Annotated in this window: 21 protein-coding genes and 1 tRNA gene; 4 read left to right on the forward strand and 18 right to left on the reverse strand. The window is 43.4% G+C overall.

Annotated elements, in window-relative coordinates; genetic code table 11:
- Positions 1–24: 24 nt before the first annotated feature.
- From B7360_RS04015 to B7360_RS04075, 13 genes are all read right to left on the reverse strand, one after another.
- Positions 25–846, reverse strand: coding sequence for a mechanosensitive ion channel family protein (locus tag B7360_RS04015; protein ID WP_085342772.1), 822 nt, complete (start codon positions 844–846; stop codon positions 25–27).
- A gap of 10 nt (positions 847–856) precedes the next feature.
- Complete coding sequence (corA, locus tag B7360_RS04020; protein WP_085342773.1) at positions 857–1,813, reverse strand: magnesium/cobalt transporter CorA; 957 nt, start codon at positions 1,811–1,813, stop codon at positions 857–859.
- Between the two features lie 3 nt (positions 1,814–1,816).
- Complete coding sequence (locus B7360_RS04025) at positions 1,817–2,824, reverse strand: FAD:protein FMN transferase (protein ID WP_085342774.1); 1,008 nt, start codon at positions 2,822–2,824, stop codon at positions 1,817–1,819.
- Complete coding sequence (locus B7360_RS04030) at positions 2,824–3,792, reverse strand: calcium/sodium antiporter (RefSeq protein WP_085342775.1); 969 nt, start codon at positions 3,790–3,792, stop codon at positions 2,824–2,826. The genes B7360_RS04025 and B7360_RS04030 overlap by 1 nt, the downstream gene beginning before the upstream one ends.
- Positions 3,793–3,804: 12 nt before the next feature.
- Positions 3,805–4,608, reverse strand: coding sequence for an undecaprenyl-diphosphate phosphatase (locus B7360_RS04035; RefSeq protein WP_085342776.1), 804 nt, complete (start codon positions 4,606–4,608; stop codon positions 3,805–3,807).
- Positions 4,609–4,871: 263 nt separating this feature from the next.
- The gene (locus tag B7360_RS04040; protein WP_085342777.1) at positions 4,872–5,105 is read right to left on the reverse strand and encodes a thioredoxin family protein; all 234 of its coding nucleotides are present in this window, start codon (positions 5,103–5,105) and stop codon (positions 4,872–4,874) included.
- A gap of 9 nt (positions 5,106–5,114) precedes the next feature.
- Positions 5,115–6,119, reverse strand: a complete 1,005-nt coding sequence (locus B7360_RS04045) for a permease (RefSeq protein WP_085342778.1) — start codon at positions 6,117–6,119, stop codon at positions 5,115–5,117.
- 102 nt (positions 6,120–6,221) lie between these two features.
- A complete protein-coding gene (locus tag B7360_RS04050; protein ID WP_164673211.1) occupies positions 6,222–8,159 on the reverse strand; it encodes a methyl-accepting chemotaxis protein in 1,938 nt (645 codons plus the stop codon).
- Positions 8,160–8,239: 80 nt separating this feature from the next.
- Positions 8,240–8,806 carry a sigma-70 family RNA polymerase sigma factor gene (locus B7360_RS04055; RefSeq protein WP_085342780.1) on the reverse strand — a complete coding sequence of 189 codons (567 nt, stop codon included), beginning with the start codon at positions 8,804–8,806 and terminating at the stop codon, positions 8,240–8,242.
- A complete protein-coding gene (gene arsB / locus B7360_RS04060; protein ID WP_085342781.1) occupies positions 8,799–9,863 on the reverse strand; it encodes an ACR3 family arsenite efflux transporter in 1,065 nt (354 codons plus the stop codon). The genes B7360_RS04055 and arsB overlap by 8 nt, the downstream gene beginning before the upstream one ends.
- A 45-nt stretch (positions 9,864–9,908) precedes the next feature.
- Positions 9,909–10,247, reverse strand: a complete 339-nt coding sequence (locus B7360_RS04065) for a metalloregulator ArsR/SmtB family transcription factor (RefSeq protein ID WP_085342782.1) — start codon at positions 10,245–10,247, stop codon at positions 9,909–9,911.
- Between the two features lie 228 nt (positions 10,248–10,475).
- Positions 10,476–10,808 (reverse strand): YnfA family protein, encoded by a 333-nt coding sequence (locus B7360_RS04070; RefSeq protein WP_085342783.1) that lies wholly within the window; start codon positions 10,806–10,808, stop codon positions 10,476–10,478.
- 184 nt (positions 10,809–10,992) lie between these two features.
- Positions 10,993–11,202, reverse strand: a complete 210-nt coding sequence (locus tag B7360_RS04075) for a helix-turn-helix domain-containing protein (protein WP_046222365.1) — start codon at positions 11,200–11,202, stop codon at positions 10,993–10,995.
- Positions 11,203–11,307: 105 nt separating this feature from the next.
- Between B7360_RS04075 and B7360_RS04080 the strand changes: the two genes are divergently transcribed.
- From B7360_RS04080 to B7360_RS04095, 4 genes are all read left to right on the forward strand, one after another.
- Entirely contained in the window at positions 11,308–11,847 is a 540-nt protein-coding gene (locus B7360_RS04080) for a hypothetical protein (protein WP_085342784.1), read from the forward strand.
- 1 nt (position 11,848) lies between these two features.
- Positions 11,849–13,156, forward strand: a complete 1,308-nt coding sequence (locus B7360_RS04085) for a HipA domain-containing protein (RefSeq protein WP_173669996.1) — start codon at positions 11,849–11,851, stop codon at positions 13,154–13,156.
- Between the two features lie 60 nt (positions 13,157–13,216).
- Entirely contained in the window at positions 13,217–13,426 is a 210-nt protein-coding gene (locus tag B7360_RS04090; RefSeq protein ID WP_085342786.1) for a hypothetical protein, read from the forward strand.
- Positions 13,427–13,629: 203 nt separating this feature from the next.
- Positions 13,630–14,010: a transcriptional regulator gene (locus B7360_RS04095; RefSeq protein ID WP_085342787.1), complete on the forward strand. Its 381-nt coding sequence runs from the start codon at positions 13,630–13,632 to the stop codon at positions 14,008–14,010.
- A 145-nt stretch (positions 14,011–14,155) separates the two neighbouring features.
- Here the strand turns inward: B7360_RS04095 and B7360_RS04100 are convergent.
- The 5 genes from B7360_RS04100 to rpsU all read right to left on the reverse strand — a co-directional run bounded on the left by B7360_RS04100 (position 14,156) and on the right by rpsU (position 19,116).
- Positions 14,156–14,233 (reverse strand) — tRNA-Ile (locus B7360_RS04100).
- 318 nt (positions 14,234–14,551) lie between these two features.
- Complete coding sequence (gene rpoD, locus B7360_RS04105) at positions 14,552–16,414, reverse strand: RNA polymerase sigma factor RpoD (protein ID WP_005395986.1); 1,863 nt, start codon at positions 16,412–16,414, stop codon at positions 14,552–14,554.
- Between the two features lie 99 nt (positions 16,415–16,513).
- Positions 16,514–18,280, reverse strand: a complete 1,767-nt coding sequence (dnaG, locus tag B7360_RS04110) for a DNA primase (RefSeq protein ID WP_005379719.1) — start codon at positions 18,278–18,280, stop codon at positions 16,514–16,516.
- A gap of 149 nt (positions 18,281–18,429) precedes the next feature.
- The gene (locus B7360_RS04115; RefSeq protein ID WP_005395984.1) at positions 18,430–18,873 is read right to left on the reverse strand and encodes a GatB/YqeY domain-containing protein; all 444 of its coding nucleotides are present in this window, start codon (positions 18,871–18,873) and stop codon (positions 18,430–18,432) included.
- 27 nt (positions 18,874–18,900) lie between these two features.
- A complete protein-coding gene (gene rpsU, locus B7360_RS04120) occupies positions 18,901–19,116 on the reverse strand; it encodes a 30S ribosomal protein S21 (RefSeq protein WP_001145625.1) in 216 nt (71 codons plus the stop codon).
- Positions 19,117–19,151 lie beyond the last annotated feature (35 nt).

The raw sequence follows: 19,151 nt of genomic DNA on the forward strand, positions 1-19,151 counted from the left end.
CAGATGTTAAGCGCAATACGCGATCTAGTCTTTATAATTAATATTCAGAACTCTCTGCGGGAAAGGAATAGTTAATCCAGCCGCTTCGATATTCGGCTTCACTTGCTTTTGCACCGCCCAATAGGTATCCCAGTATTTATCCGTTGGACACCAGGCGCGAAGTTGGAGGTTCACTGAACTGTCAGCCAGCATGTGAACAATCACTTGAGGCTCAGGATCTTTAAGGATATGTGGCTGGGACAACGCTAACTCTTTAAGCACATTCAATCCAACCTCGACTGAATCTTGGTAAGAGATACCAACCGTGATATCCATACGACGTTTGTTGTTACGGCTAAAATTACGAATGGTTGAATTCCAAACGGCACTATTCGGGCTAGAGATGTAGAGGCCATCCGCTGTCTCGAACACAGAAGTGAATAGACCAATATCAACCACACTACCTGAGTAGCTTCCGAATTCAACGAACTCGCCTTTTTTGATCGGCTTCAGAAATAAAATCATGATACCTGCGGCAATGTTGCTCAGTGTGTCTTTCAGAGCTAGGCCAATCGCTAAACCTGCTGCACCGACTAAAGCAACTAAGCTGGCAGTATTGACACCAAACAAGTCTAAAATGATCACCAATCCAACCAAGTAGACGGCATAAGAAGCCACCTGTGACAGCAGACGTGCTACGATTTCATCACCACCGCTCAGTTTACTGGTTGCTTTGAAAACGCCACGTTTAACAAGCTTAGCGAGCATAGCGGCGACAATAAAAACAAAAACAGTGATGAGAGTATTTTGTAGGATTTGGACAATCAAATCCTGATGCGTAGTATAAAATGCACTTAAATAGTTCATAGGCGCTCCTTTATAGCCATCCTTTGCGTTTAAAGTAAAAGTAAGGAGCAAATCCTGACGCTAACATCAGTCCTAGCGCCCAAGGGTAGCCTCCTAACCAATGTAGTTCTGGCATAAAGTCAAAGTTCATACCATAGATACTCGCAATTACAGTCGGTGGAAGGAAAACAACAGCAGCGATGGAAAATATTTTGATGATCTGGTTTTGTTCTATATTGATAAATCCTTGGGTGGAATCCATAAGGAAGTTAATTTTATCGAACAAGAACGTGGTGTGTGACATCAAGGCTTCAATATCTCGGCTAATTTCACTCAAGGTTTCTCGGTGATCATTACGAGATTTTAAATGGCGCAATAGAAAGGAGATGTCACGTTGAGTATCCATCAAACACAAACGCACTTTGCCGTTGCTGTCCTCCAAACGAGCTAGGCGGCTAATACATTCTTCTAAATCTGCATCATCATTCTCAAGTACATCATGGCTGACCTTTTCTAATTGGCGGTGAATGTCTTCTAGTGTGTCGGCATGATTTTCAACTTTTTGCTCTAGTAAAGTCACCAATAAGCTATCGACATCCTCACAACGAATTTGTCCTTTTCTTGCCCTTAGGCGGAGCAAACGAAAATCTGCCACATCCCCTTCACGAATGGTGATTAAACGCTTATTTTGCAAAATGCAAACTACCGTGACAGTGTTGTGGCGTCCCTCTGTTGGTGAAAGGAACAGAGAGTGAACATGGATCCCTGCGGTATCAATAAAGCAACGTGCGGAGGTTTCGATTTCTTCTACATCTTCCGACTCGGGCAGTTCGATACGTAATAAAGAGCTGATTAAATCTCGTTCTTCATCGGTAGGCTCATGGGCATCAATCCAATCCGCTTGCGCGACCAATTGATTCAGATCGTGTTTGTCATCGTCAGCAATGGTTGTGATCACCCCATTGATAATATTAAAAAATCGTAACATTCGTTATTCCTCAATCTCGTTATGAATTTCTTGGTACGCTTTGCTTCTTTGTTCTTTCAGTTCTCCATCGGCTTCATCGATAAACAGAGCTTTTATGTGATTATCATTGGCAACCTGAATACCTTGTTCAGAGCCAAGACAAAGCAGCGCAGTAGACCAGGCATCCGCTTGAGTTGGGTCGTCGTGAAGAACGGTTACCGACACTGTATGGTGCGTAACGGGCGTTCCTGTTCTGGCATCAATGATATGGGTATAGCGCTGTCCATCTTGATCGAAATAGTGTCGATAAGTACCTGATGTCATGATTGCCTGAGGGAAGTCGAAAGCCAACACTTTCTGTAGCGTTCGTTCTCCAGGCAAGGGCTTTTCAATCGCGATTTTCCACGGCTCGCCATTCGGTTTTACGCCACTCACCACCATTTCTCCCCCGATTTCAACCAGGTAGTTGGTGATTTGGTGTTGTTTAAGCACCTCTGCCAATCGGCCAACGCTGTATCCCTGAGCAATGGAGGATAAATCGACGTGGACTTGTGCAGATGCTTTCGTCATCATGGCATCGTCAACCTGAATTTTATCCATGCCCACCGACATCATGACGTTATCAAGCTCTTGTTGTGATGGAATGGATAGCTTATTTTGTGTAAATCCCCAGAGGTCAAACAAAGGTCTTATGGTCAAGTCATAACACCCTCGGGACTGTTGAGAAACGTCTTTCGCGACCTGTATCAGATGAGTAATGTTATTCCCCACCTGACCAGACAAACTCGCTTCCGAGTTGAATGCAGAGATGGTCGAATCGGGACGATAGTTCGACATCTCTTTATCAATTTCGGCGAGTACCACTTCCAGCTCAGCATCTAACTTATTGCTATCAAAGGTTTCTTGGCTCCAATAGCTCACATGCCACGTTGTTCCTTGAGCCATTCCCGATAGTTTTTCTACCTTCGGAGACGCGCTTTCGCATCCAGAGAGGAAAACTAGACCAACAACAATCCAGCCTAATTTAGACATTACAGCGCTCCATAGATGAGATAACCGTTGTACCCCAAATAACACACCAACAGCAAAGCGCCTTCACTGCGAGAGAGCGTCTGCGATTTACCAAAACGAGCGGCGGTCAACAACAGCAATCCCGTGACAAAAAGCATCGATGTCCAGTCACGCCAGAAGACTTCAGCACCAATATTGCTAATAGGCTCAATGGTGCCAGCAATACCGATGACGGCTAAGGAGTTAAACATATTTGAGCCAACCACATTACCCACCGCTATATCATGCTCGCCTTTACGAGCCGCCACGATGGATGCTGCTAATTCGGGTAAGGATGTTCCTAAGGCCACAATAGTTAGGCCAATCAATAAATCGCTGACACCGAGTTGTTGTGCGATTTCCACCGCTCCCCACACCAAAATACGCGAGCTGATAATCAGTAACACTAACCCTGTAATCAGCCAGAAAATGGAAGACTTAAGCGACATACTTTGGCTAGACAGTTCGTCGTCCATCTCTTGCTCTAAGTGGTCTCCCTTTGAGCGTAATGCGCTCCAGATTGACCAACCAATCAAAAGCATGAATCCACCAATCAACGCCCAGGCTTCTAATGTGCTGATATGGTGATTCCACAACATTGCACCAATGACAAGCGTGACGAGTAAAAGAATGGGAAGTTCTTTACGGATGATGCTTGAATGCACAGCAATCGGTGCAATGATCGCGGTCACACCAAGTATTAAGGTAATGTTGACAATGTTCGAACCGACAGCATTTCCGAGTGCCAGAGCAGGGTTGCCATCCATAGCCGCCATAGCCGAAACCACCATTTCGGGAGCCGATGTACCGAATCCGACGACCAACATACCAATCAATAAAGGCGGCATTCCTGCGTAGTTGGCACTAGCGGCTGCGCCTTCAACAAATTTATCTGCACTCCAGACAAGCTGTGCAAAGCCAGCGATAATCGCGAGTGTCGCTAATAGCATGTTTTAACCCCATTAAATAACGTAAAGGTATAGAATAATGGCCAAAATTAATCGGTAGATGACATAAGGCATCATCCCAAATTGATTCAGGAATTTGAGGAAGTAGTGGATCGCCAGTATTGCGGTGAGAAAAGAGGTAACGCTACCAATTAAAAGTGCCAGCCAATCTACGGTTACCGAACTATCCATCACTACTTCAGCGATTTTGGCGGCTGCCGCGAGAGCTGTAATCGGTATGGCAAGCAAAAATGAAAGGCGCGAAGCGGCCTGACGCTCGAAGCCGAGCATAAGCGCAGCGGTAATCGTCGCCCCTGAACGGGAGGTTCCTGGGATTAAGGCGAGTGCCTGAGCACAGCCTACCACCACCACGTCCTTCCACGTTAACGTACTGATATCTCGTGTTTTCTTGCTGAAAATATCAGCCAGACCCAGTAATACGCCAAAGAACACTGTTGTGAAAATAATCACTTCAACCGAACGAAGTTGGTGATCAATCACATCCATTAGCAGTAAACCTGCAAGTGCTGCGGGAAACGTTCCCCACAAAATCGCCCAAGCTAAACGACTGTGTGATGTCGAATATGAGCGATGAGTGATTGACTTGCTCCACTCCGTGAGCAGCAAAACGATATCTTGACGAAAGTAGATAAGCACCGCGAGCAGAGTGCCAATGTGAGTGGCGAGGTCGAAACTGATACCTTGATCGGCTTCACCGAGCAAGGTAGGCATTAAAATCAAATGAGCAGAGCTAGAAATGGGAAGAAACTCGGTGATTCCTTGCACAATCCCTAAAAACAAAGCGTACCATGCATCCACAGCAGGTTTCCTTTTGTCATATCGGGCAGGCAAAACAAAAGCAAAACAGCGATCCTGCCCGCATCGCTGTTTTGCTTAAGTCTTGCCAGAACATGTCGAACGTGAATACCACAAGCATGAGGCTTGGAGACTGTTGATATTCACTCCACTACTAATCAGTAGTGGAAGGCTACTCCCTTAAACAGATGCAGATTGTAACGAATTAATACAATATACATCAAAGGAAACTTATGATTTATTTATCTCCAATAAATTAAAATAGCTTAGTCAAGCCAACTCACAATGGTTTCATAGTTAGGAATCCCTCCTGCGTGAACCACTTCTTCATCCATGACGACGCCTGGCGTAGACATCACGCCATAATTCATGATCGTTTCAAGATCGGTCACTTTTTCAACCGAAACATCAACGCCTTGCTCTGCCGCAACTTTCTCAATCAGTTTCGCGGTATTGACGCAGTTGGCACAACCTGACCCTAGTACTTTAAATGCTTTCATGTTTATCTCCTAAAATTGCCAGAACGGTAAGTTAAATATCCACCCCATAACAGTAAACGCTGTTAGCAGTAGACCAAAAAGAAGTCCCAATAAGCGCCATTGCATCACTTGTTTTAGCATCACAAACTCAGGGACACTTGCAGCGACAGTGCTCATACAAAACGCTAATGTCGTACCAATGGGAAGCCCATTTCTCAGTAAACTCTCCATTATGGGGATCACACCCGTCGCATTAGAATACAAAGGGATACCAATCAATACTGAAGCTGGAACAGACCACCACTGACCCGCGCCTAAGTGGGCTTCTATCCAACCATCGGGTACAAAGCCATGTAAGCCTGCGCCTATACCCACGCCAATAAACACCCATTTCCAAACCCGACCGATGATTTCAACCATCTCTTGTTTGGCAAACTGATGTCGATATGAAAGTGTGATTGCAGCCTCTTCGTTACTAACGTTAAGGTTGTTCTGAGTATGCTGTTGGGCTTGGGCTTTCTGCATGGCTTTCGCGGCAAATGGCTGTAACCAACGCTCTGCTCCTATCAGATCCAGCAACCAGCCACTCAACATCCCGATAAGCATTCCAATCAGGACGTACATGATGGTGAATTTCCATCCAAGTAGGCTAAACAGAAGCAATACTGCGATTTCATTGATCAATGGCGAGGTAATCAAAAATGCCATGGTGATCCCAAGCGGGATACCTGCGGAGGTAAAGCCAAGAAAAACGGGAATGCTTGAACATGAGCAGAATGGGGTGATCGCCCCGAAGACACTCCCCGTCACATAGCCAAAAAGACGCCGTTTTCCTGCAAGGTAGTGGCGTACTTTTTCAACATTTAAAGAAGCGCGAAACAAGGCAATGACGTAAATCATGACAATCAGCAAAACCATGATTTTACTAGTGTCTTCTATAAAAAAGTGAATAGCATCTGCCAGCTTAGTACCTTGCTGCATAGCAAATAACTGGTAGGTCATCCAATCAGCAAGATGAGTAAATACTTCAAACATTTTGTTTCCTTCAGCCTCATAATTTGTCTTTGATGTCACTAAGACGAAAATGAAGCTAAAAGGATGCAGAATAGTTTATATTTTTTAATCGATAGAGGAGAGTTAGCCAGCGTGAGTTTTAAACTGACCGAGGATAACAATCGCGTTATCGACTTCATCAGATAACGAGCTAGCGATGTTTTCATTCGTCGCCGCTTGTTGTGTTGCCATGTCGGCAAATGAGCGAATGTTATTAATCATATCGGTCATTACGTTTGCTGACTGTTCTTGTTGAGACGTGGCGATTGAAATGTGTTGATTCATTTCAACCATACGACTAATCACATGAGTAATACTGTCTAATTGAGCAGATGATTCCTGAACGCTATTTGTGCATGCATCCGCATTATTTTTTGCAGCATTGATTGCTGAGGTTATATCGTTTGCGGCTGACGCAATTGACTTAATCACACTTTCAATTTCAATGGTCGCGGTCTTTGTTCGGGCGGCTAAGGTGCGGACTTCATTCGCCACGACGGCGAATCCTCTACCTTGTTCGCCTGCTCTGGCAGCTTCTATCGCGGCATTGAGTGACAACAGGTTAGTCTGCTCTGATACTTCTTCGATAACATCGAGTATACTGCCTATTTTCTGACTGTCTGACACAAATTTATGCGTTAGTTCTGTTAGCAAAATGAAAGAGCGTGAGAGTTCAGTTAACTCACTCACAGCAGACTCCGATGAGCGTTGTCCTCTTATAACGGATTGGCTCGTGTTTTCAGTATGCTCTTGTCCGAGTAAACACTGCTGAGCAACATTAGATGAGGCTTGGCGCATATGGTTAATATTGCTATAGAACTCTTCGAGTTCAGTCAGCAATAAACTCATTTTCTCACAAGTTTGCTTGCTCGCGAGTGCGCTTTGCTGACTGAGTGACTCTGTACTGTTGATACGCTGTGCCAGCTCGGAAAAACTCAAGCGGAGTTTTTCGATGATCAGATTAAATGAAGCGGAAAGCTGAGCAATCTCTTTTGCCCCTTTAACTGGAAGTGATACGGTCAAGTCTCCGTCTCCAGAAGCGATATCGGTCATACGTTCGACAACATAGTCTATCTGATGAGTTATCTTTCGACCAAACGTATAACCTGATACTGAAACGACTAATAAAATACAGGCCGCACCTACCAAGACAAATGTGTCTAGTTGACGTAAATCTTGTACTAAAGACGCTTTTTGTGCGGTCAATAAGTTATCAATAAAAGTCTCTAATTGAGTGAACTTCTCTATCGCCTGTTGGTAATTGAGTGAAAATGCCGCAGGATCAACGCTTGTTTCTAGCACCATTTTTTTCGTATTGAAGAATTTTGCTAGAGGCTCTTCTGCTTTAATAGCATCGAATACGCCTGGCTTGGTCTCATTTAAAGTATCAAAACTTTTTAGCGCATTTTTGTATGCTTTTTTCAGTTGGTAATTGGAATCCGTAGACAGCATGATGGCGATTGCACTGACCATCGTGGCTGTAATATCGTTACTCATAGACGCATTTTGGGTAGCAGTATAGGCAAGCTGAGTGAGCTGATTCGATTGATAATCTAGCTCTTGGAGCAATGGCAATTTGCGCGAAACGACTTCTTGCATTAATTGGTAGATTTTATGTGCGCCATCTAACGATGTTTGTATTTCAGCTAACAGATCTTTTACTTGCAGATCTTCTGACTTTGATGACTCCTCACCAATGAAAATCGTACTATGTATATCAGCGTATTTCTGTGCAGATAAAGTATTCATGCCTGATTGGATCGTTAACCACTCTTTATCGATTAAGTTCTGAATATGCTCTTGGTCAACGCTATTTTCTGCTGCGGCCAATTGGTAGACGAGTAGGCTGAAATTTCTAAGTGATGCACCAGAAGCAGAGGTTTGTTGATAGAAATCTATCGTATCTTGATACTGCTGTTCTAAATGGGTTGAAAACTTGCTGGTGTTAGATAGTGTTAGCCAAACCAGAGCCACTAAGCCCATCAGACAAGAGACGACAATCGCGAAAATCATTCGCTTCATACAAAAAATCCCTAACATATGAAAATGCACATATATTAATGTTGTTTTATTAGGGTTTTATGACAACTTGAATTAGATAATTAGTCTTGAAAGAAGCAACAAACTCGCTGCTGTTCGTCGAAACGTATATGGCATTGTACTTGCAAAACATTTCTGAGTTTTTGTCGAGCACGTTGAATGCGTGATTTGGTTGCCACTAAAGTGAGTCCATTTTGCTCGGCAAACTGCTGTTGAGTAAGACCTTGTAGATCACACTGTTTGATAATTTCGCTTTCAGAGTCAGTCAGTTTTAATAGAGCTTTAGGTAGGCATTGCGCAAGGCTATCGACAGCGGGAAGTTCATGCTCTTCCCATATCGACGCATTATCACTCAGCTCCTGAACTTGTTCTTGGTTCGCCTTACGTTGCTTATCAATAAGCATATTCCGCGCGACCCGATATAGCCATGCTCTTTGGTTTTGAATATCGCAAAACGCTTGCTTCTGCTGTAACGCCTTCAAGAAGGTATCTTGTAGTAAATCAAAGCTCAGCTCAGGATCACCTGTTTGCTTAAGCAGCCAGTAGTAAAGCTCGGACTCGGAAAGATGCCATGTCTCAATGAGACATGGCACTGCTGAAGTTTGTTTCGAAATACGGCTCTTAGGCATAATATTTACGCTTCATTCTCAAGGCGACGTTAACCAAAGCGATTAAGACAGGCACTTCTACCAAAGGTCCAATTACACCAGCAAACGCTTGGTCAGAGTTTAATCCAAATACAGCGATTGATACGGCGATAGCCAGTTCGAAGTTGTTACCTGATGAAGTAAAGGCGATAGAAGCATTTTGGTCGTAAGGGATCCCCATACGTTTACCAATGTAGAAGCTCGCAAAAAACATCACCATAAAATAGATAACCAGTGGTACTGCAATACGGAGCACATCCATCGGTAACTCAATGATCATTTCACCTTTCAGGCTAAACATCAAAACGATGGTTGCCAAAAGCGCAATCAGGGTGATTGGCGAAATACGAGGGATGAAGACTTCGTTATACCACTGTTCACCTTTTGCCGAGACCAATAGCTTACGGCTTAGGAAACCCGCTAAGAAAGGGATGCCTAAGTAAATTAAGACGCTTTGTGCAATATCCCAGATAGTGATGTCAACAACGAAACTTTCAAGACCAAAGTAAGGGGGTAACACAGTAATAAACAGCCATGCCATAAAACTGTACGTGACAATCTGAAACGCGCTATTTAAGGCGACTAAGGTTGCTCCGTACTCTTTGTTTCCGCCGCTGATATCATTCCAAACCAACACCATAGCGATGCATCGAGCAAGGCCGATCAGAATAAGTCCCACCATATAGCCAGGTTGATCGCGTAAGAAAATGATGGCTAATGTGAACATCAAAATCGGTCCCACGAGCCAATTCATCACCAAAGAAAGTGTTATCGCGCGTTTATCACGAGTCACCTCACCTAAAAGGCTATAGTTCACTTTCGCCAATGGCGGGTACATCATTAAGATTAAGCCAATGGCAAGTGGGATATTGGTTGAACCAACAGATAGGCTTTCGTTCCACTGAGCGACTTGAGGAAATAACACGCCAACCCCGACTCCGACTGCCATTGCAAGAAAAATCCATACGGTTAAGTATCGATCAAGAAAACTCATTTTTTCAGATGCGCTGGTTTCGGCACAGCTTGAGACATTACTCATACAAACCTCTTTCATTTAAAATTGATAAACCAACGGAATAGGGCATTATGCGTTCACACCATTCGAACATGATTTGCCTTTGATGAACTGCAACTCTGACTCGATAAATGTCAAATTATGCTTGAGGGTGATCTCCAGCACTTGCTTGACCCAAGGAGCTAGTGCGGGGTTGATTCGGTAGTAAACCCACTTCCCACGTCGCTCATCCAGAACAAGCTCGTGCTTTCGCAATTCGGCAAGATGCCGAGATACTTTGGGTTGACTGAGATTCAGTGCTTCCATGAGATCACAGACACACAACTCTCCTTGTTTCTGCATTAAAAGCAGAGACTTAAGCCGAGTTTCTTCAGAAAGTGCTTTGTAAAGAAGGATTGGATCAAACATAGGAACTATTCAACGACATAAAACATATGAAATATCATATATCTTATTTTCCATATATGTCAATTTTTCAATTAAACAGTGCTTTTGAGAGATAAGTTAGATTTGGAAAAGCAAGTCGATAGCAAATGGTTTTCTTAATATTGAGGCTGAAATGGGGATAGGCCTAGGTGAGTGCCTACTCACGCCCTTCATCTTGAAATGTCTCAATAGTTAGAGAAATAAGCGTTATTAGGTGTGTCTAGGTGCGAACATGATGATAGCCATGCCGAACAACGCTACCGTTACACCGACTATGTCCCATAAAGTTGGTCGAATACCATCAACAATCCACAGCCATAGTATTGCTACAAAAATGTAAACCCCACCATAAGCAGCATAAACCCTACCAGCCGCTGCTGGGTGAAGAGAAAGCAACCAAGCAAAAAACGCTAAGCTCAGAGCAGCAGGTAAAAGTAACCAAACAGGCTTGCCTTCGCGTAGCCATAAGTAGGGTAGATAGCAGCCGACAATTTCAGCTAAAGCGGTGAGAATAAAGAGAAATAAGACTTTAATTTCGTTCATGTTTTCTTAACAAATCCTTCCTTAAGTTTGGTTCCATCAATCGATAATTGGGTAACGAGATTTATATTAAAATGATTAATTTTTGTTCAAAAAGGAACGGGGAAAAAGGGGGCATGAAGCTAATTAGTTTGCATCATGATTTTTGGTTAACTGATTGAATTCCAAAAATTCAAGCTCATCGTAGTCACGGCAAAAGTTCCTTCGGATCACAACCTAAGGTCTCAGAGAGCTTGTACAATATTTCAAGTGTAATATTGACTTCACCACGCTCAATACGCCCGATATAACTCCTATCTATTTTAGCGAGAATCGCGAGCCTATCCTGAGAGAGTTTTTTCGACTTTCTTACTTTTAGAATGCGTTTACCAACGGCTATCGCAAGCATCTTGTTCATGTTTTTTATTTGCGAAATTAATTTGTTGAACAATCGCATGTTGCGGCATAGTTAGCCACGGACTATAATCCTCAAAATGAGTTTTGATGGTTACTTTTTGTGCAAATGAAGATAAAAATTAGAAAAGAGTTATTTCTCACTATTTATCACACTGAACATTTCTCAGCTAACGACCTTAAGTCTGTGCCATTGGACACTGATGAAAAGGAGTGTTTATCAGATGAATATGTTGAAAAAAAATTGAAGGAGATGTCGCTCATCGGTGCCGTTCTTTCATGTGGCTTCGATAAACATGGAGATGAAAAGTTCTCCAAGGGGTTTATGTTCAATCACATCGATTGGGATGTCGTTGATTATGGCAATTACAATGAGAACTCTAGTTATCTTGTTCTCAAGGAAGAAAGTCTTTTGATGAAGCTACAGGATAAATTGTCTCGTTTATCAGTGTCTTACTGTCTCAACAAAAGAACCTGGAAGTATTTCAATTTGTTATGTACTCAACACTCAGAACTTCGCCCATGTTTAGAGCAATTCATATCCGAGCATGACAATCGTAGATTAGACATCCAAGCTGAAATGCTGGCAGTAGAAAATGCGATTAACTTGTACAAAGACATTGCACTCCCAGTAGAGAATAGGAGTTAATTTGTACAAGCCTATACTTTACGCATATGCTACAAACAACAAGATGTTCGTAGGGCAATTTGCCCAACAGTCGAAATGCCACCTATCATTTTCTTATTCTGAAGAGTGGTTAGCGTATCATTCATCCTTTCCGCTCTCGTTACGCTTACCGCTAATGAAAGGTGAGGTTTCATCATTTAATGTATTGAATTTTATAAATAACCTCCTTCCTGACTTAACGGGTGAGCGATTAGAACTCGCTCGCTCAGTAGGTGTGCAATCTATCGATGCGCTCACTTTACTCTCTAAAATCGGACACGACTGTACAGGAAGCATTTCGTTCACTGACTGCAAGGAGCCTCCAGTTGTAGGATGGGAATATCGAGAACTATCTGCAAGTCAATTAGATGAACTCGTTACTCAGCGGAAGTCATTTCTTCCTTTTTTTGGTGACTACCGTCCGTGTATTTCAGGGACACAACCCAAAACAACGCTAATGAAGTTGAAAGACAAGTGGTATGTTCCGCAAGGAAAATCAATCAGTAGCCACATTATCAAGTATCCGATGGGGGCAATTGCTCAAAATAACTCAGTGCTAGATATGAGAAGCAGTGTTGAGAATGAATTCATTTGTATTCAAATTGCCAAGAAGCTTGGTTTTAATGTTCCTAATGTGGAGATAATTACTACCGCGTCAGGAGCTAAAGCCCTAGCTGTAGAGCGGTTCGATAGATGTTTTAGTAGCAGTGTCGCGTCTCGTAGGCATCAAGAAGATTTTTGCCAGTTTTTCGGCGTTCCTGAAAATAAAAAGTACCAATCGGAGAACCAACTGGGCACTTCTAAGATTGCTGATTTTCTAAACGCTTCTACAAAAAGCCATGAAAATACCCGCGATTTTTTTAAATTTATGATTTTACAGTACCTTTTGGGTGCAACTGATGGTCATCTAAAAAACTTTTCGGTACATGTTGATCCCAATGGATTCCATCAACTCACACCATTCTACGATTTGCTGTCTGCATATCCTGCTGTAGGTCCTAAAGGGTTAAATAAGAGAAAGCTAAAATTGTCGATGGGTCTAAAAGCATCCAAGGGATATAAATACCATCTCAACAAAATTTGCTTACGACACATAGAGCAAACCGCTAATCAGTTCGGTATTAGTAATGCTGAATGTCATGAGATCGTCTCAGACCTTCTCGCTCAATTCAGTGATGTACTCAGCTCGATAGACAAACGATTTCCAGAGGAAGAGTTCGCATTTGTAAAGAACGCTATATTTCAAAATGCCACTGAAAACGTCGAGAAGTTAAACAGATCAATCAAGTAAACGTCTTGGGTAACAATTACTACCATTTTTGTAAACTTACTCGCTAGTAATGAGGGATATATGACTGACGCTATTGCTAATGAAAGTAACACGACTCTTGATTTGAGGCAGTCTTTTGCTCTGTTAAGTGTTGATAAGAACGGTATCGTAACGATGAAGTTTGGTGATGAAGTAACGGTTCTTATGAACGACAAATGCCCTGCTATCACGAAAGATTTATTGAACGTGATTGCGGCAATAAAATCGGGAGTAGTTAGCAGTGAACAATGAGGACGATAAAATTAGCGAGCTGACAAAGCCGCCTTGTGGGAACCAGGACATCGATCGCTTTCTAGACTTACTCGATAAAGGCATAGAGCAACATCCTGATTAATTGAGCGTTTCTTCTCAAGAAATGAAAGAATAATTAGGCGATATTGTCGGTGAATATTCAGCCGATTTAGAGGCGAATATTAGTAGTGAGGATGGCAGGGATGAAGGCAAAAATCGGCATTCTATCGGAAGAGCTTGCTCGTAAGCGCATGACTCGCATTGCAGAAAGGAAAGTAACACCTGAAGAGTCTTATCCTCTTTTTTTGTTTGAGTCACTAGCTGCGCTTTCACAACTGTTGTCTAACGAAAATGTTGAGCTGTTGAATTTGATTGCTCACGAAAAGCCAAACAGTCTTGATGAACTTGCTGAAATCAGTGGGCGCGGTATCAATGATGTTACTGATGCTTTCGAAGCTCTATCATCTAAGGGCTTTGCTTATCTGGATGTGAGGGGAATGGAATCTCGACCAATAGCGTTGTTTACGACGTTCGAGATCGTTATGGGCAGCTCTCTACTCTTTGAATCCCCTGAGAGTATCTAATTTGAGTAGTTTAGTCATGAGTGGGTAAATTACTCAAATCAGGGAAATAAGTGAGTTGGCTACCTATTAGCTCTACTGCTCGTACCCTGATTACTCAAAAATTAAATACAAGAAAGCCGCATCATGTGATGCGGCTTTCTTATGATGGTGCGCCCACTCGGGCTTGAACCGAGGACCTGCCGATTATGAGTCGGATGCTCTAACCAAACTGAGCTATGGGCACGAAATTCTGTATGGCCGATTCTGCATGGCAAACCATTTGTTGTCAATGAAAAACAAAAAGTTGTGAATTAACAACAAGCAAACATATTGTAGTCAGAGGCTTTAGTTAAATGTTGTAAACCAATGGGGGTTTACACCTGCTCTAACCACTGAGCTAAGGGGCCTTAATAGGACAACGATTATAGGGGAAGCGTTGCAAGGTGTCTAGATACCAACTGGGGCAATTGCGCTTAGTTTTTATCCACTTAGCACAGTAGATAATAAAAAAGGTGACCTAAAGTCACCTTTTTTTGATTTCTAAAGCTTATATGCGCTGCGTTTATTCGTCTAGGAAGCTGCGCAGAGTCTCTGAGCGGCTTGGGTGACGAAGTTTACGTAGTGCTTTTGCTTCGATCTGACGGATACGCTCACGAGTAACGTCGAACTGCTTACCAACTTCTTCTAGAGTATGGTCAGTGTTCATGTCAATACCAAAGCGCATACGAAGTACTTTCGCTTCACGTGGCGTTAGACCTGCAAGCACGTCTTTTGTCGCCACTTTAAGGCTAGTTGCAGTTGCAGAATCTAGCGGCAGTTCTAGCGTTGTATCTTCGATAAAATCACCTAGATGCGAATCTTCGTCGTCACCGATTGGTGTCTCCATTGAGATAGGCTCTTTAGCGATTTTCAGAACTTTGCGAATCTTGTCTTCTGGCATCTGCATGCGCTCAGCCAGTTCTTCCGGTAGTGGCTCACGACCCATCTCTTGCAGCATTTGACGAGAGATACGGTTGAGCTTGTTGATCGTTTCGATCATGTGTACCGGGATACGAATCGTACGTGCTTGGTCCGCGATTGAACGAGTGATTGCCTGACGGATCCACCACGTTGCGTAAGTCGAGAACTTGTAACCACGACGGTATTCGAACTTATCTACCGCTTTCATCAGACCGATGTTACCTTCCTGGATAAGATCCAAGAACTGTAGGCCACGGTTGGTGTATTTCTTCGCGATAGAAATTACAAGACGCAAGTTCGCTTCAACCATCTCTTTCTTCGCACGGCGAGCTTTTGCTTCACCGATAGACATACGACGGCTGATGTCTTTAATGTTTTGTACGTTTAGAGAAGTCTCTTCTTCAATCATTTTTAGCTTAGCGATTGAACGACGGATTTCTTCTTCGTTACGTTTGATCTTTTCAGCGTATGGCTTGTCTGAAGCAAGAACTTCATCCAACCAAGCTTCACTTGATTCATTACCAGTGAACAGCGCGATGAATGATTTCTTCGGCATTTTGCCGTATTCAACCACAGACTTCATGATCAGGCGTTCTTGAGTACGAACGCGATCCATAGCCGTACGCAGTTCATTCACTAGGTGATCAAACTGTTTAGGCGTTAGACGAAACTCGCGGAATACGTCTAGCATCATTTCATTAGCAACGGTTGCTTTCGGGCTGTTATAGCCGTACTCGTTGATTGCTAATTGAAGATTTTGATAGGTGCTGCGTAGTTGGTTGAATTTCTCTAGCGCTAATTCTGGATCGATACCTACATCTTCTTCAGAATCATCTGAATCGTCATCGCTATCTTCGTCGTCATCAACGTCTTCATCGTCTTCTTCTTCTAACTGAGATTCAGTCAGTTCAGAACCGATGTGTGTTGCCGTTGGTGCCGCGGTGTCGTCAGCATCTGGGTCTACAAAACCTGAAATAAGGTCAGTAAGACGTAGCTCTTCAGCTTGAACTTTGTCAAATTGCTCAAGAATGTACGGAATCGTACCTGGGTATTCAGCAACAGACGATTGAACTTGGTTAATACCTTCTTCAATACGTTTTGCGATGTCGATTTCGCCTTCGCGAGTTAGAAGTTCGACAGTACCCATTTCACGCATGTACATACGTACTGGGTCTGTGGTACGACCAATCTCACTCTCTACGCTAGACAGTGCAGCGGCTGCAGCTTCGGCTGCATCTTCATCGGTAATATTTGTGTCATCGTTCAGTGCTAAATCATCAGCATCAGGAGCAGTTTCTACTACCTTAATGCCCATGTCGTTGATCATCTGAATGATGTCTTCTACCTGTTCTGAATCTACGATTTCAGCAGGTAGGTGGTCATTTACTTCGGCGTAGGTCAGATAGCCTTGTTCCTTGCCTTTAATAACAAGTGACTTTAGCTGTGACTGCGGATTGTGATCCATAGACGGTATCCAACTTCGTAATCTGGTGAAGGAATCAGTATGCGAAATGCAAACCACTTACTATAACAAATTAAATCGTTGCTGACTAATTAAACAGGGTTACGCTTTTAAATCTAGCATAAGTGCTAGCAGCTCCCTTTTCTCTTCGGCTGATAAACCGACACTTCTTGCTTTGGCCTGCAGGTTTTCAATTTGTTTTTCTACGCACTGGGCAATAATTTTATCCAGTGAGTCTAAAAATATTTCTTCTTGGTTGTCCTCATCGAGTGGAATGTCCCAACTCGCGAGACGAGACAGAAGGGTCTCATTTTGGCTGTTTCGCCAATGCTCTAATAATTGGCCTGTGTTGATATGGGGATGCGCTTGGCATTTATCAAGTACATCAACAAATAAACTTAGACCAGGAATGGGTAAATCTCTAACGCTAGTTAGATCTGGCACCATACTTACGTATTGTGGGTTTTGAATCAGTAACGCGATCACTTCTCGCATCGGCGTTCGCTTGATTTCTTTATGAGGTTGAGGCCTTTTATCCTCTTTACCTTGTTTTGAAATTAGCTGCTGTAGTTGGCGTTCATCAACCAAACCCAAACGGCGGCCAAGCAGTTCTCTCAAGTATAGTCTTAAAGTGCCGCCAGGGACTTTGTCGATGAGAGGAACAGCAAGGGTACTGAGTTTTGCCATGCCTTCTTTCGTGCTCATATCGACTTGCTGAGTCAATGAGCTGAACATGAATTCAGACAAAGGCATCGCATTAGACACTTGTTGTTCAAATGCTTGTTTTCCGTTTTGTCGGATATAAGAGTCGGGATCTTCTCCATCCGGCAAAAACATGAATTTTAACTGGCGACCATCAGTTAGGTAAGGCAATGCATTTTCCATGGCACGCCACGCTGCTTCACGGCCTGCGCGGTCACCGTCGTAACAACATACGACGGTGCTTGTTTGCCTGAATAACACTTGCAAGTGATCGCCCGTTGTAGAGGTACCCAATGAGGCAACGGAATAATCTACGCCATATTGAGCAAGCGCGACAACATCCATATAGCCTTCAACCACTAAAATTTGTGGTGGCTCACGGTACGCTTGTAGTACTTCATAAAGGCCATACAACTCTTTACCTTTATGAAATATCGGGGTTTCGGGTGAGTTGAGATATTTCGGTGTCCCATCACCTAATACTCGACCACCAAAGCCTATCACTCGGCCGCGTCTGTCTCGAATAGGAAACATCACTCGACCACGGAATCGGTCGTAGCGGTTGCCTTTATCGTTTTCAATCAACATGCCGCCCGTGACGAGCATGTCTTGGTTTTCTTTATTCTGGCCAAAGTTCTTACGAACTAAATCCCATTCATCAGCCACATAGCCGATGCCAAATTTCTGGACGATTTCACCAGACAGGCCGCGATCTTTTAGATACTCAATCGCCACTTTACTTGCTGGCTGCTTGAGTTGGTTACGATAAAATTGAGCAATGCTGCCCATTAAGTCGTATAGATTACGTTTTTCACTGCTGCTTGCTTGTGGGCCTGACTGGAACGAACCATTACCGCCGCTACGTTGTTCGCGAGGAACATCTAAGCCCAAGTATGAAGCGAGTTCTTCAATGGCTTCGACGAATTCTAGCCGGTCGAATTCCATCAAAAAGTCGATGGCATTTCCGTGCGCACCACAACCAAAACAATGGTAGAACTGTTTTTCTTGACTGACGCTGAATGACGGCGTCTTTTCGTTGTGGAACGGGCAGCATGCGCCGTAGTTTTTGCCTTTTTTCTTAAGTTTCACACGTGCGTCGATGATATCGACAATATCAAGTCGAGCTAGAAGGTCATCGATAAAACTGCGAGGAATGTGTCCAGCCATAAAACCTAACAAAAAAAGAAGATGATGAGTGGAGTGAATGCTTTAAAAGAATAAGCGTGTTGCTCACTTATTTCATTCCATTCATCCAGATACAAACAAGCCGTGCGTTCCAAAGGATAGCACGGCTTGCTGCAATTGGGTGGGGTATCTTAAGCCAGTTTAGCGCGAACTAAACCGCTTACTTTACCCATATCTGCGCGCCCTTGAATTTGCGGTTTCAGAACGCCCATTACTTTGCCCATGTCTTGCATGCCAGCTGCGCCAGATTCAGCAATCGCGTTCTCGATAAGAGCCGCTACTTCTTCGTCTGTCAGTGGTTGAGGCATAAAGTCCTCAAGAACGGTAATTTCTGCTTGTTCCGCATCAGCAAGATCTTGACGACCCGCTGCTTCATACTGCGCTACAGAGTCGCGACGTTGTTTAACCATTTTGGTCAATACTGCAAGAATGTCGTCATCGTTCAGAGTGATCTGCTCGTCAACTTCACGTTGCTTGATTGCTGATAGGGCTAAACGAATAGTACCAAGGCGCAATTTGTCCTTGGCTTTCATCGCTAATTTTTGCTCTTCTTTGAGTTGATCAATCAGAGCCATAACTAAATTCCTTTTGGAGCTCAGTTATTAGTACAGGCGAACGCGACGAGCGTTTTCGCGAGCTAGCTTCTTAGCGTGACGCTTTTGAGCTGCTGCTTTAGCGCGTTTGCGAACTGTAGTTGGTTTTTCGTAGTGCTCACGACGACGCACTTCAGAAAGGATACCTGCTTTTTCGCAAGAGCGCTTGAAACGACGTAGAGCAACGTCGAACGGTTCGTTTTCACGTACTTTAACTACTGGCATATGCCTTTCACCTCAGGGGTTATTCGTTAACGCTG

It is taken from the genome of Vibrio sp. ArtGut-C1 (assembly GCF_002105475.1).
In the GTDB taxonomy this organism is placed as follows: domain Bacteria; phylum Pseudomonadota; class Gammaproteobacteria; order Enterobacterales; family Vibrionaceae; genus Vibrio; species Vibrio diabolicus.

Coding starts and splice junctions, on each gene's coding strand:
- B7360_RS04075 (WP_046222365.1), bottom strand. CDS start 11,202: ATGAACAAGATGCTTGCGATAGCCGTTGGTAAACGCATTCTAAAAGTA.
- B7360_RS04045 (WP_085342778.1), bottom strand. CDS start 6,119: ATGTTTGAAGTATTTACTCATCTTGCTGATTGGATGACCTACCAGTTA.
- B7360_RS04025 (WP_085342774.1), bottom strand. CDS start 2,824: ATGTCTAAATTAGGCTGGATTGTTGTTGGTCTAGTTTTCCTCTCTGGA.
- B7360_RS04115 (WP_005395984.1), bottom strand. CDS start 18,873: ATGGCTCTGATTGATCAACTCAAAGAAGAGCAAAAATTAGCGATGAAA.
- dnaG (WP_005379719.1), bottom strand. CDS start 18,280: ATGGCTGGACACATTCCTCGCAGTTTTATCGATGACCTTCTAGCTCGA.
- B7360_RS04040 (WP_085342777.1), bottom strand. CDS start 5,105: ATGAAAGCATTTAAAGTACTAGGGTCAGGTTGTGCCAACTGCGTCAAT.
- B7360_RS04065 (WP_085342782.1), bottom strand. CDS start 10,247: ATGTTTGATCCAATCCTTCTTTACAAAGCACTTTCTGAAGAAACTCGG.
- B7360_RS04095 (WP_085342787.1), top strand. CDS start 13,630: ATGAAGGCAAAAATCGGCATTCTATCGGAAGAGCTTGCTCGTAAGCGC.
- B7360_RS04070 (WP_085342783.1), bottom strand. CDS start 10,808: ATGAACGAAATTAAAGTCTTATTTCTCTTTATTCTCACCGCTTTAGCT.
- arsB (WP_085342781.1), bottom strand. CDS start 9,863: ATGAGTAATGTCTCAAGCTGTGCCGAAACCAGCGCATCTGAAAAAATG.
- B7360_RS04050 (WP_164673211.1), bottom strand. CDS start 8,159: ATGAAGCGAATGATTTTCGCGATTGTCGTCTCTTGTCTGATGGGCTTA.
- corA (WP_085342773.1), bottom strand. CDS start 1,813: ATGTTACGATTTTTTAATATTATCAATGGGGTGATCACAACCATTGCT.
- B7360_RS04090 (WP_085342786.1), top strand. CDS start 13,217: ATGACTGACGCTATTGCTAATGAAAGTAACACGACTCTTGATTTGAGG.
- B7360_RS04015 (WP_085342772.1), bottom strand. CDS start 846: ATGAACTATTTAAGTGCATTTTATACTACGCATCAGGATTTGATTGTC.
- rpoD (WP_005395986.1), bottom strand. CDS start 16,414: ATGGATCACAATCCGCAGTCACAGCTAAAGTCACTTGTTATTAAAGGC.
- rpsU (WP_001145625.1), bottom strand. CDS start 19,116: ATGCCAGTAGTTAAAGTACGTGAAAACGAACCGTTCGACGTTGCTCTA.
- B7360_RS04080 (WP_085342784.1), top strand. CDS start 11,308: ATGAAGATAAAAATTAGAAAAGAGTTATTTCTCACTATTTATCACACT.
- B7360_RS04055 (WP_085342780.1), bottom strand. CDS start 8,806: ATGCCTAAGAGCCGTATTTCGAAACAAACTTCAGCAGTGCCATGTCTC.
- B7360_RS04030 (WP_085342775.1), bottom strand. CDS start 3,792: ATGCTATTAGCGACACTCGCGATTATCGCTGGCTTTGCACAGCTTGTC.